The organism is Massilia sp. UMI-21 (genome assembly GCA_015277795.1).
Lineage (GTDB): Bacteria > Pseudomonadota > Gammaproteobacteria > Burkholderiales > Burkholderiaceae_D > Telluria.
Genome location: CP063848.1, coordinates 1,798,546 through 1,811,382, shown reverse-complemented (window position 1 = coordinate 1,811,382; position 12,837 = coordinate 1,798,546). Strand labels below are relative to the sequence as shown.

At 69.0% G+C, this 12,837-nt stretch carries 9 protein-coding genes; 2 read left to right on the top strand and 7 right to left on the bottom strand.

Annotation, left to right across the window (positions count from 1 at the left end):
* Nucleotide 1: 1 nt before the first annotated feature.
* The 6 genes from IM543_08075 to IM543_08050 all read right to left on the bottom strand — a co-directional run bounded on the left by IM543_08075 (nt 2) and on the right by IM543_08050 (nt 10,288).
* Complete coding sequence (locus IM543_08075; protein QOY95781.1) at nt 2–4,258, bottom strand: response regulator; 4,257 nt, start codon at nt 4,256–4,258, stop codon at nt 2–4.
* Nucleotides 4,255–5,436, bottom strand: coding sequence for a patatin-like phospholipase family protein (locus IM543_08070; GenBank protein ID QOY95780.1), 1,182 nt, complete (start codon nt 5,434–5,436; stop codon nt 4,255–4,257). Before IM543_08070 ends, IM543_08075 begins: the two co-directional genes overlap by 4 nt.
* A 123-nt stretch (nt 5,437–5,559) precedes the next feature.
* Nucleotides 5,560–6,720 (bottom strand): 2OG-Fe(II) oxygenase, encoded by a 1,161-nt coding sequence (locus IM543_08065; protein ID QOY95779.1) that lies wholly within the window; start codon nt 6,718–6,720, stop codon nt 5,560–5,562.
* A 100-nt stretch (nt 6,721–6,820) separates the two neighbouring features.
* Complete coding sequence (gene ggt, locus IM543_08060) at nt 6,821–8,611, bottom strand: gamma-glutamyltransferase (GenBank protein QOY95778.1); 1,791 nt, start codon at nt 8,609–8,611, stop codon at nt 6,821–6,823.
* Nucleotides 8,612–8,714: 103 nt separating this feature from the next.
* The gene (locus tag IM543_08055) at nt 8,715–9,473 is read right to left on the bottom strand and encodes a 3-hydroxyacyl-CoA dehydrogenase (GenBank protein QOY95777.1); all 759 of its coding nucleotides are present in this window, start codon (nt 9,471–9,473) and stop codon (nt 8,715–8,717) included.
* 131 nt (nt 9,474–9,604) lie between these two features.
* Nucleotides 9,605–10,288 carry a hypothetical protein gene (locus IM543_08050; protein ID QOY95776.1) on the bottom strand — a complete coding sequence of 228 codons (684 nt, stop codon included), beginning with the start codon at nt 10,286–10,288 and terminating at the stop codon, nt 9,605–9,607.
* A gap of 163 nt (nt 10,289–10,451) precedes the next feature.
* On the opposite strand from IM543_08050, the gene IM543_08045 reads away from it, so the two are divergent.
* Together IM543_08045 and IM543_08040 are read left to right on the top strand one after the other, a co-directional pair.
* A complete protein-coding gene (locus tag IM543_08045) occupies nt 10,452–10,964 on the top strand; it encodes a DsbA family protein (GenBank protein ID QOY95775.1) in 513 nt (170 codons plus the stop codon).
* Between the two features lie 229 nt (nt 10,965–11,193).
* On the top strand, nt 11,194–11,772 hold the full coding sequence (locus IM543_08040; GenBank protein QOY95774.1) for a PEP-CTERM sorting domain-containing protein: 579 nt from the start codon (nt 11,194–11,196) through the stop codon (nt 11,770–11,772).
* A gap of 284 nt (nt 11,773–12,056) precedes the next feature.
* Here the strand turns inward: IM543_08040 and adk are convergent, their stop codons facing one another.
* Complete coding sequence (adk, locus tag IM543_08035) at nt 12,057–12,713, bottom strand: adenylate kinase (GenBank protein QOY95773.1); 657 nt, start codon at nt 12,711–12,713, stop codon at nt 12,057–12,059.
* Nucleotides 12,714–12,837 lie beyond the last annotated feature (124 nt).

Sequence of the window (12,837 nt, the reverse complement as noted above, 5' to 3'; positions counted from 1 at the left end):
CTCAGGACTGCTCGAAAGCGTCCAGCTGGCGCCCGAGATGAACGAGGCCGGCCCGCAGGCGTTCGCGCTCGCCGGCATCGGCGGCCGCTTCGAGCGTCGCGCACAGCTGGCCGAGCCCGGATTCACCCAGGTAGGCGGCGCTGCCGCGCAGGCCGTGCAGCACCCTGCCCGCCGCCTCCAGGTCGTCCGCCTGCAGCGCCGCATCGAGTTCGGCGCGGCGGCGCGGCAGGTCGGCGGCGAAGGCGGCGCGCAGGCGCGCATCGAGGTCGCCGGCGCGGCGGCCGGGATTGACCGCCGCCGCCGCCGCCGCGTCCGCGTCCTGCGTCGCCGGCGCCACGCCGAACATCGCGTCCAGCGCGGCCAGGGGCGAAGCCAGCGACGGCATCGGCGGCAGCGCGATGCCGCGCCCGAGCTGGCGCTCGATGGCACGCGAAATCTGCTGGTGCAGCGCGTCCTCGTCGATCGGCTTGGTCAGGAAGGCGTCCATGCCGCAGGCCAGGTAGCGCGCGCGGTCCTCCCCGCTCGCGTTGGCGGTGAGGGCGACGATCATCATGTGCTGGTCGAGCACCGGCGCATCCGGCGTGCCGCCGGCGCGGATGAGGCGGGTGGCGGTGGCGCCGTCCATCTCGGGCATGCGCCCGTCCATCAGCACCAGGTCGTAGCGCACGCGGGCGCAGGCCGCCACCGCATCCAGTCCGTTCTCGGCGATATCGATCCGGTGGCCCATCTCCTCGACCATGGTGCGGGCGATGATCTGGTTGGTCGGGAAGTCCTCGGCGCACAGGACCCGCAGGCGGTGACTGTGGGGCGCGCGCAGCGCCTGTTCGACCTGCGGGGGCTCGATGCCGTCGGCCAGCGGCAGCAGCACGCTGAAGGTGCTGCCCTTGCCTTCGACGCTGTTGACGCCGATCGAACCGCCCATCAGCGCCACCAGCTGGCGGCAGATCGCCAGCCCGAGGCCGGTGCCGCCGTAGCGGCGCGTGGTCGTGGTGTCGGCCTGCTCGAACTTCTGGAACAGGCGCGGCAGCGCATCGGCCGGGATGCCGATGCCGGTGTCGCGCACCGTGAAGCGCACCATGTTCCAGCCTTCGCCACGCACCTGGTCTTCTTCGCGCAGCTCGACCTGCAGCGAGACCGAGCCGGAGCGGGTGAACTTGAAGGCATTCCCGACCAGGTTCACCAGCACCTGGCGCAGGCGGGTCGGATCGCCCACCACGAAGTGCGGCAAGGCCGGGTCGATGCCGACCTCGAAGCCGACGCTCTTGCCGGCGGCCTGCTCCTCGAACAGGCTGGCCACGCTGCCGACCTTGGCGCGCAGGTCGAAGTCGATGTTCTCGATGCTCAGCTTGCCCGCCTCGATCTTCGAGAAGTCGAGCAGGTCGTTGATGATCGCCAGCAGCGACTGGGCATTGCCCTGGCCGCGCTGGATCTGCTCGCGCGTGGTCTCGCGCAAGCCCGCATCGCGCAGGGCGAAGCCGAGCATGCCGATCACGCCGGCCAGCGGGGTGCGCATCTCGTGGCTCATGTTGGCCAGGAACTCCGACTTCTGGCGCGTCGCGTCCTCGGCGCGCTGCTTGGCCTGGCGCAGGAACTCCTCGTTCTCCTGCAGCGCGCGGTAGGCGCGCGCCAGCTCGTTGGACTGCTGGCGCACGCGCTGTTCCTGGTCGCGCAGCTCCTGGGTCTGGCGCTCGAGCATGCGGTTCTGCTGCTCGACCTGTTCGGTGCGCGCGCCGACCTGGCTTTCCAGCTGCTCCTTCTGGCGGCGCAGTCCCGACAGGCGCATCCGCACCGCGGCGTAGCCGAGCGTGGCCAGCAGCAGCGCCGCAAGCGCGCGGAACCATGGCGTGCCCCAGGGCGGCGGCTCGATCGTGATGGCCAGCGCCGCCGCCTGCTCGCTCCAGACGCCGTCCTTGTTGGCCGCGCGCAGCCGGAACACGTAGGTGCCGGGGTCGAGGTTGGTGTAGGTGGCAAAGCGCTTGGCGGCGTCTCCCTGCACCCAGTCCTGGTCGAAGCCGTCGAGCCGGTAGGCGAACCGGTTGCGCTCGGGGGCGGCGAAATGCAGCGCCGCGAACTCCAGCGAGAACACCGAGGCCTTGGCCGGCAGCGTCACCATCTCGGCATGCTCGATCGGTCCCTGGAGCGCACCCGGCAGCGCTTCCTCGACCGGCCGGTTGAAGATGGTCATCCCGGTGATCACCGGACGCGGCGCCACCCCGTTGTGGCGGATCGCGCGCGGATCGAAGGCGGTGATGCCGTTGAAGCCGCCGAAGTACAGGGTGCCGTCGGGCCCGCGCAATGCCGAGGAGTCGAAGAAGGCGCCTTCCGTGATGCCGTCGGCGGCGGTGTAGTTGCGCCAGCGCCTGGTGGCCGGGTCGAAGCGCGAGATGCCGCTGGTGGTGCTGACCCACAGGCGGCCATCGGCGTCTTCCAGTATCGCGGCAACGGCATCGTCGAGCAAGCCGTCGCGCGTGGTGTAGCGCACGAAGCTGACCGAGCCGTCGGCGGCCGTGACCATGCGGTTCAGGCCCACCGCCGTGCCGACCCAGATGTCGCCACGGCTGTCCTCGAACAGCGCGTGCACCTCGTCGTGGCTCAAGCTGTTCACATCGTAGGGATCGTGGCGGAAGTGGCGGAAGCGCCCGCTGGCGACGTCCATCAGGTCGAGGCCGTCGAAGGTGCCGACCCACATGCGGCCGCGCCGGTCCTGCAGCATCGGGCGCACGATGTCGTCGGCCAGGCTGGTCGACCGGTTCGGGTCGTGGCGCCAGCTCTCGATCATGCGGGTGGCCGGATCGAGCCGGTGCAGGCCGCCACGGGTGGCGATCCAGATTCCCCCGTCGCGCCCGGTGTACATGGCGCGCACGCTGTTGGCGTCGGCATCGCCGGGCAGCGCCTGGTGCACGAAACGGCGCGTCGCGGGATCGAACGACGTGATCCCGGTGCGGCTCCCGATCCACAGGCGGCCCATGGCGTCGCGGGCCAGCGCGGAAGCCGGCACATCGGCCAGGCTGTTCGGGTCTTTCGGGTCGGGGCGATGGACGGTGGTGGCGCCGGTGGCCAAGTCGACGTGGTTGAGGGCGGTGGCGGTGCCGACCCACAGCCGCTGCCCCGCTTCCGTCACGTCGGCGAGCAGCGCGCGCGCCTTGTTGTCGGCCAGGGTATGGCGCGCATCGCCGCTGCGCACGATGCGGGTGAAGCCGCCGCTGCCCAGGTCCACGCGCGATACTCCCGCATACCAGGTGCCGACCCAGAAGGTGCCGAGGCGGTCGCGGTACAGCGAAGCCACCTGGTTGTCGCCCAGGCTGTGGCGGTCGGTGACGATGTGCCGATGGCGCTCGAAGCCGTCATCGCGGCCGCGCCAGCGCAGCAGGCCCTCGTCGTGGGTGCCGATCCAGATGTCGTTGCCGGCGTCGCGGTACAAGGCCGTGATCCACCAGGGGCCGATGCCGTCCGCCGGGCCGAAACGGCGTGCCTTGCCCGCCTCCGGCCCGGTCAGGGCGCGGCGCTCCAGTCCGCCCAGGCGGCCCACCCACAGGCGCTGCTCGCCATCCACCATCAGGGCATGCACCGGGTTGCTGCGCGGCCCCAGGCCGGACGGATGGTGCTCGATGCGCCGGCGTTCCGGCCCCAGGCTGTCGAGTCCCCCGCCGGTGCCGATCCACAGGCGCCCGGCGCCATCGAGCGCCAGCGCATTCACGTTGTCGTCGCTCAGGCTGGCCTCGTTGCCACGCTCGTGGTGCCAGGTGGTGAAGCGGCGCAGCACCGTGTCGAAGTGCTGCAGGCCGTCGTTGGTGCCGATCCAGAGCCCGTCGCGGCCGTCGCCGACGATGGCACTGATGTGACGATTGCCGTTGCCGCGCCGCGCCGTCTCCTCCGGCACGAACAGGGTGAAGGACTGGGTGACCGGGTCGTACAGGTTCAGCCCGCCATCGGTGCCCAGCCACAGCCGGCCGTGGCGGTCGAGGTGCAGCACCCGCACCCAGCTGTTCGACAGCGAACGCGGCTTGCCCGGCACGGTGCGGTAGTTGATGACACGGTAGCCGTCGTAGCGCGACAGGCCGTTCTGGGTGCCGAACCACATGAAGCCGTCGCGGTCCTGGGCCACGGCCAGCACCGTTTCCTGGGCCAGCCCTTCGGCCACCGACAGGTGCTCGAAGCGCAGGGTCGGGCGCGGCGGGGCGGCCAGCGCGCCGCTGCACAAGGCCAGCAGCAGCAGCGGGAGCAGGCGCGCGGCCAGCAGGCGAAGCAGCGCGCTCATGCGGGGAAGAAGGCCAGCACGTCGTCGCGCCGGGCCAGTGTGTCGCGCTCGCCGAGGCGGATCAGCTCGCGCGTGTAGGCGCCCTCGAACAGCAGGTAGGACGCCAGCGCCGCGCCGCGGGTTTCGAGCGCGCCGATCCCGCCCAGCAGCGTGCGCACCGGGGCCGGCAGGTCGTGGACGTGGCGCAGCGCGATGTCGTCGAGCCGTTCGGAGGGCGCGATCACCAGCAGTTCCACGCGCCGCAGCGGCAGCGCCGCGCGCGCCGCGGGGGGCACGCCTTCGAGGGTCTGGTTGACCCGCTGCAGGCGTTCGACGTCGGCCGCCAGGCTGTCGAGGAAGATCGAGGACAGCGCATGGCCGGCGATCTGCGCCAGGCTCGGGTAGCCGCCGCTGGTGGCCGGGCCCTGGGCCGGGTCGGGCGCCGGCTCCGACATCCGCCCTGCCCCCACCACCAGCACCCGGGTCGCGCCCAGGTGGATCGCCGGCGCGATCGGCGCCAACTGGCGCATCGAGCCGTCGCCGCAGTATTCGCGCCGTCCGCCCAGGTACAGCGGCACCGCCGGAAAGATGAAGGGAATCGCGCTCGAGGCCAGCAGGTGCTCGACGCCGATCTGGGTCGACATCGCCAGCCGCTGGTGGCGCAGCCAGGGCGCGATCTCGCGCGCCGCCTGGTAGAAGGTGATGTGCTGGCCGCTCGAATAGGACGAGGCGGTGATGGCCAGCGCGTGCAGCACGCCGTCGGCCAGGGCCGCATCCAGGCGCGGCAGGTCCAGCACGCGATGCAGCAGGCCGGCCAGCGGGGTGTTGTCGAGCAGGGACTGGGGCGGCGCGGCGTGCCACTTGCGCAGCAGCCAGCCGAACGACAGCAAGGACAGCCAGCGCGCCCCGGAGCGCAGCACCGCCAGCGAATCGGCACGGTAGACCTGGTGCGCCTGCACGCCCTCCCACACGTTCAGGAGACCGCGCACGGCGCTGGTGAAGTCATCGGCGCGGCAGGCCAGCGCGGTCGCGTTCAGGGCGCCGGCCGAGGTGCCGCAGATGATGTCGAAGGGAGAACGCAGGGCCGGACGGCCGGCGTCGGCCAGGATGCGGGCGATCGCATGCATCACGCCGGCCTGATAGGCGGCGCGTGCTCCACCGCCTGTGAGGACCAGGCCCGTTTTTGCTTGACTGTCCACCCGCCAAGCTTAGCAAAAGTCAGCTGTCTGTTGGGAAATAAATAGGGTGTAGTTGGATTTCGCCGACGTTCGATCCACCCCGAGCGCATGGCCGCGCCGCATCCGGCGCCGGGCTGCCCATGCTCACGGCCCCGCGCCGGCCGCGCGGGCCAGTGCGGCATATTCGCTTTCTCCCTTGGCGCGGTCGAAGACCTGGCCGGTCAGCGAAGACGCATTCTCCTGGCGCTGGCGGGCCCCCGCCTCGTCGTAGAAGAACGGCAGGAACGCATAGCGCACGCCCGACCCGACCGGCGTCGCCTCATGCAGGAGCGAACACGAGAACACGATGGCGCCGCCGCTGGGGGCACGGTAGGTGCGCGGGCCGAATTCCGGGAAACGCAGGTCGCCACCGGTGTAGTCGCCGGCATTGAGATTGATCGTGCAGGCGAAACGCCGGTGCGCCGTGCCCAGCGTCGTGTTGTCCTTGTGCGGACGAAAAAAGCCGCCGCTCGCGGCGTCGTAGCGGGCCACCAGGAAGCGTTCCATGCGCGTCGCGTCGAACTGGAAGGCGCGCTTGATCTGGGGAAGCAGGCGGCGCTCCAGGCAGGCCCGGATGCTTGCCCTGACGCCGTCCAGCTCCGGGATGGTGTCGAAGGCGAAGTCGTGGCGGCGCTTGAAGCCTGCTTCCCTGACCTCGACCGTTTTGCCCGCCACCTCGCGCATGAACCCGGATTCCTGCCCGCCGTACCGTTGGTAAAGCGCGATGAGCTGCCGGCACAAGGCGTCGTCGAATACGCGCGGCAGGACCAGCACCGGCGCATTGAGCGCCGTCCCGGCGTGCTCCGCGACGGGAGGCAGACCCGCGATCACCGCGTCGAGCGCGGCATTGTGCCGCTGCGCCGCGGTCAAGGGAATATGGGCGATCACCCGGAGCATCGGATCGAGCACCAGCGTGAATGCCTGGAACTCCCGGCCGCCCGGGGCGGCTGCGTCGATCGCCCCGAAGACCCTGGAGAGCGCCAGCCCGGCGTCCCAGAAATAGCGGATGCCCGGAATCCTGTCGCGCAGCCGTCCGCAGGCTTCGTCGTCCGGGTCGACGGAGACGCCGAAAAAACTCGCATGGCGGTCATCGAAGACATCCTGCCGGCGCTCGACATGGGCGACCACCTGCCTGACCCGCGGGTCCGAAGCGCTGCCGAGAAAACTCAGGACCACGTAGCGTCCGGCTACCGTATAAAACGTGTAGCGCGGATTGCTTGTCGTACGTGCCTTGAACTCGGGTATCGGGTCGCCTGGCAAGAACACGGCGCATCTCCTGTGACTGGCGGATGCGGCCGATTCTAGCAGACGCGGCCGCCCCGGCGCCGGCGATCAGGCCCGCGGCCGCGCGGCCGTGCGGCCACGCTCAGTCGCCCTTGGCCACGCCCTCGCGGCGCGGATCGGCCCCGCCGTACCACAGCGGCACGCCATGCACCTCGATGCGCTGGATGCCGTGCAGGCCCGAGGTCTGCTCGCTCAGGCGCAGCTTGTGGCCGCGCGCCTCGAGCATCTCGATGGTGGCGGACGGGAAGCGCCCCGCTTCGAGTTCGGTCGGGCCGTTGCGGCTGCCGAAGTTGGGCAGCGAGATCGCCTGCTGCACGTTCAGGCCCCAGTCGAGGGTGCCGACCAGCACCTTGGCGACGTAGTTGATGATGGCCGGACCGCCCGGCGAACCGACGGTGAGCACCAGCCTGCCGGTCTGGCGGTCGAACACCACGGTCGGCGACATCGCGCTGCGCGGGCGCTTGCCCGCCTCCACGCGGTTGGCGATCGGGCCGTCGGCGTCACGCGACGCGAACGAGAAATCGGTCAGCTGGTTGTTCAGGATGAAGCCGTCGACCATCTGGCGCGACCCGAAGGCGTCCTCGATGGTGGTGGTCATCGCCAGGCCGGCGCCGAACCCGTCGACCACCGCCACGTGCGAGGTCGACGGGTTCTCGATGGCGTTGTCCTTGCCCCAGTGCCAGGCCATCTCCATGCCGGGCGGCTTGCCGGCCGGCGCCTCGCCCATCGAGCGCGGCCCCACCAGCCTGGCGCGCTCGGCCAGGTAGGTCTTGTCGATCAGGCTGGGCACGCCGCGGCCCGGCAGCGGCACGAAGTCGGTGTCGGCCGCGTAGCGGTTGCGGTCGGCGTAGGCCAGGCGGCCCACTTCGCTGAACAGGTGCACGGCATCCGGTCCCGGCACGCCGTTGGCGGGCGCCAGCGCCTTCATGTCGAAGGTCTCGAACATGCCCAGCATCTGGGCCACGGCGATGCCGCCGGAAGAAGGCGGCGGCATGCCGCATACCGTATAGGCGCGATAATCGCTGCACACCGGCGTGCGGACCTTGGGCCGGTAGTCGGCGATGTCGGCGGCGCTGAGCAGGCCGGGGTTGGTCGGGTGGCCCTGCACCTTGGCCGCGATGTCGCGCGCGATGTGGCCGTGATAGAACGCGTCGGCGCCGCCTTCGGCGATCTCGCGCAGGGTCCTGGCCAGCGCCGGGTTCTTCAGGATGTGGCCGACCGGCCAGGGCTGGCCGCCGTTGCCGTAGAAGTAGCGGGCCGCCACCGGATCCTTGCGCAGGTTGCGCTCGCCCGACAGCAGCGCATGCAGGCGCGGACTGACCGCGAAGCCCTGTTCCGACAGCCTGATGGCCGGTGCGAACAAGACCTTCCACGGCAGTTTGCCGTGCTGGCGATGCGCCAGTTCGAGCATGCGCAGCACGCCCGGCGCGCCCACCGAGCGGCCGCCGACGATGCCCTCGGTCCGCGACAGCGGCGTGCCGTCGGGGCGCTGGAACAGGTGTTCGTCGGCTTTGCCCGGTGCGGTCTCGCGGCCGTCGAAGGCCTGGGTCTGGCGGCCGTCGTAGTGGACCAGGAAGGCGCCGCCGCCGATCCCGGAGGATTGCGGCTCGACCAGGGTCAACACCATCTGGGTGGCGATGGCGGCGTCGATCGCGCTGCCGCCCTGCCTGAGCATCTGGTAGCCGGCCTCCACCGCCAGCGGATTGGCGGCGGCCACCATGTATTTCTGTGCCGGCCAGCCGGCCTTGTGGGCGTAGCCGGTGGCGGCTTCGGGGGCGGCCTGGCGTGCGTCCTGCGCCAGGACGGAGGGGCTGACGCCGAGTGCCAGTGCCAGCGCCGATGCCAGTGCCGGCAGGGCGCGGCGGATTGTCATGTTCGTCAAATCGTCTCTCCAAAAGCAAAACGGGCGCGCGGCTCGCGCCACGCGCCCGACATCTTCCCATCGTACAACAATTGGAAGCTGCCTTCAGGCCCGCTTATTTTGGCTGCATGCGAATCGCGCCGTCGAGGCGGATCGTTTCACCGTTGAGCATCACGTTTTCGATGATGGCCTTGGCCAGGTGCGCATACTCGTTCGGCATGCCGAGGCGCGGCGGGAACGGCACCATCTTGCCCAGCGAATCGCGCACTTCCTGCGGCATCCCCATCAGCATCGGAGTCTCGAAGATGCCCGGGGCGATGGTCATCACGCGCACGCCGCTGCGCGCCAGGTCGCGCGCCATCGGCAGGGTCATGCCGGCGACGGCCGCTTTCGAGGAGCCGTAGGCTGCCTGGCCGATCTGGCCGTCGAAGGCCGCCACCGAGGCGGTGTTGATGATGATGCCGCGCTCGCCGTACTCGCCGGCGTCGAGCTTGCCCATCGCGTCGGCCGCCAGGCGGCACATGTTGAAGGTACCGACCAGGTTGATGTTCACCGCGCGCTGGAAGGCATCCAGTGGGTGCGGGCCGTCCTTGCCGACGGTCTTGATCGCCGGCGCCACGCCGGCGCAGTTGACCAGGCCGCGCAAGGAGCCCAGCTTGGCGGCTGCCTCGACGACCGCCAGGCCATCCGCCTCCGAAGTGACGTCGCACTTGACGAACTGGCCGCCCAGTTCGCCGGCCAGGGCGGCGCCGGCTTCCACCTGCACGTCGGCGATGACGACCTTGCCGCCCGCTTGAGCAATCATGCGCGCCGTGGCTGCGCCGAGGCCCGACGCGCCGCCGGTCACGATGAACACATTGTCCTGAATCTGCATGGTTTTCCCTTTTAAAAGTTCTAGTGCCGCCGTCTTCGAGCGGGTGACGTTTACGTTAACGTCAAACAGCGGCATTGTAGCGAACTTTTGGCCGGAAAAACCATTTTGCCGACTCAGCTATGCTTGCGGCCTCACAGGCATTGCATGTTGGCGCCGTTGCGCGTGCACAGGCGGCCGTCGCTGCTGACGGTGGTATTGCCGGCCCCGCCGGCATTGTAGGTGGCGCCAGCCGCGTCGGTGCAGCCGCTGCCCACGCAGCCCACCACCTGGCTGGTCTGCGGGCCGACCGGGGCCGGCACGGCCCGCGCCGGCGCCGGCAGGAACGGCGGCGGCGGGACCGGCACGGCGATGCGCGGCGTGCCTTCGATGCGCTGGACCGCACCCGGACGGCGTTGCGCCTGCTTGTCCTTCCCGGCCTGCTGCCGGCGCTCGGGCCGGCCCTGGCGTTCCTGCTGGGTCTGCGGTTGTTCGCGTTCTTGTTGCGCCCGCCCGGACTGTTGCGGCGGCGTACCCTGCGGCGCCGGACGGGCCGAGGGATCGGCCGCGCCGGGCTTGCCGGTGATCGGCTCCTGGCCGGCACGCTCCTCCTGCGCCTGGGGGCGGGCCGAGCCCGCCATGGGCGCCGAACCGGCCCGGCTCGGCCGCTCGGTGGTGGCCGGCATCGACTGCGGATCCAGCACCGGGCCGTAGGCGGCGCTGTCATCCACCGGCTTACCGGTGGGCGGCGGCGGCATGGCCGGCGCCGCGTTCTGGGCCAGTGCGCCCGCCGAACCCAGCGCGAACAGCACGGCGATCATGGACTTGATGGGACTCATGGCGTACCTCATGCGATGCGAATGGTGGACAGGCCATTATGTGCGCCTGCAGGCGGCGTGGGCGCACGCGACACACGCCTTTACATGATTGATGGGCGGTAACGGACGACCTGCCCAGCGGCAGGCATGCGAAGATCAGGCCGTTCACATCACAGGAGCGAGCATGAGCCAGGTGCAGATCATGGAAGGCGACCACGTCCGAGGCAGTCCCGATGCCGACGTCGTGATCATCGAGTACGGAGATTTCCAGTGCCCCTACTGCGCACGTGCCCATCCGACCCTGTCCGGTCTGCAGCAGCAGTATGGCGAGCGCATCACACTGGTGTACCGGCACTTGCCGCTCGGCATACACCCGTATGCGGAAGCGGCCGCCGAGGCGGCCGAGGCGGCCGCACATCAAGGCAGGTTCTGGGACATGCACGACAGCCTGTTCGCGCACCAGGCGCAGATGGCCCCAGCCCAGTTGCCGCTGCTGGCGCAACAGTTGGGACTGGACGCAGCGCGCTTCGACGAAGACCTGTCGAGGCGCAAGCACCGCGAGCGGATCCAGCGCCAGGCGGCCGAAGGCAAGGCACTGGGAGCGGACGGAACGCCGAGTTTCTTCATCAACGGCGAGCGCTACCACGGGGACTCCGACCGGGATTCGCTCACGGCGGCGGTGGAACGCCACCTGTAAGGCGGTCGGCCCGCAAGACCGGCGCGGCACGCAGTCGCATGGAGGAACCAGGTCCGGCTGTTTTCTCGTCGGTCGCGGCAATCCGCACTGTCGAAAATAATTACAGTAAATGCAAGCCCGGCCACGCCAGTTACTGTAAGTATATTGTTTTTGTTGGGATATTTCCTTTTGGCATGAACGTTGCTTATTGAACTGAAGAAGTTCTATAAATCAACTCCAAAGGGATTCCATGCATATCCAGTCTTTGCTGCGCGCCGCTGTCGCTACCACCGTCTTCGCCGTCGCCTCTTTCGCCAACGCAGGCGTGCTCAGCGCCCCAAGCTCCTGGACCGCCAGCGGCGATGCCGATGCCACGGCCATTACCGCGACGGCCTCCGGCGTCGAAATGTTCTATTCGCGTGGCACCTATTTCTGTGCCGGTTGCGGCAATAATTACTTCACGTTCAGTGCCGCAGTGGACAACACTGGCAGCGGCGGCTTCGATTTCTCGTATAACGCCTTCAACGGCTGGTTCATGGCCGGTTCCGACCTGACCATTCTGGTCAACGATATCGCCGTCGCTTCGTATGGCGGCGACAATATCCACAACAGCTTTTCGTATGCCTTCACGGCAGGCGACATCCTGAGCCTGCGCGCCCATGAAACCAACGGCGACTCGCAGCCCTACATTGACGGCCGCATCATGCTGAGCAACTTCAGCGGTGCGCTGGCGGCGAACGACGTGCCCGAGCCAGCAAGCCTGGCCCTGGTGGGCCTGGGCCTGCTGGGCGCCGCCGCAGCCCGGCGCAAGTCGGCGCAGGCCAAGTAAGCGCGTTCCAAAGGCGGCGCAACGTTCCGCCCATGACGCCGTCCGGTCAAAGCTGGACGGCGTCGAGCCTGGGCGGCGGATGGCATTCGGGGCGCACTGTTTCTTGAAGCTGGCTTGCGTGCGGGGCCGCTTCCTGTCCCCCATCCATGGCGAACGCTGCCGGCGCCATTTTTGTTTCCTGCCGCAGAACGAAGAACGGCCCGGCCGAGCATCGACCGGGCCGTCAAGACCTCTCGACTTTGCCGCCCCCGCCTCACGCGGGAGCGTGCCAGCCGCGCGCCGGATTACTCCGACAGCGCCGCGAAGGCGGCGTCGCGCACCCCCTCGACCGGGCCGACGCCCGAAATCTTGCGGTACTTCGGCGCGCCCGGCAGGCCCGACTGGGCCCAGTTGTTGTAGTAGCCGAGCAGTACTTCGGTCTGGTTGTGGTACACGGCCAGACGCTTCAGGACGGTCTCTTCCTTGTCGTCGTCGCGCTGCACCAGCGGCTCGCCGCTGACGTCGTCGACGCCTTCGACCTTCGGCGGATTGAACTTGGTGTGGTACACGCGGCCCGAGGCCGGGTGCGAGCGGCGGCCCGACATGCGCTCGACGATCAGGTCGTCCGGCACATCGATTTCCAGCACGTAGTCGATCATGACGCCGCAGTCTTTCATGGCGTCGGCCTGCGCGATGGTGCGTGGGAAGCCGTCGAACAGGTAGCCGTTGGCGCAGTCGCTTTCTTTCAGGCGCTCTTTCACCAGGCCGATGATGATGTCGTCCGAGACCAGCTGGCCCGCGTCCATCACCTTCTTGGCAGCCATGCCCAGTTCGGTTCCAGCCTTGATCGCGGCGCGCAGCATGTCGCCGGTGGAGATCTGCGGGATGTTGAACTTTTCCTTGATGAAATTGGCTTGAGTGCCCTTACCGGCGCCGGGTGCTCCTAACAGAATGAGACGCATGAGTTTCCTAGATTCTTAGAGGATGTTGATAATTTTTATGTGCGCGAAGGCTCGCGCTTGATGCATATCTGCTTACTTGATACGAAAGTTACCACAAAAGTCAGCTTTAACGCCAATCTCGGGG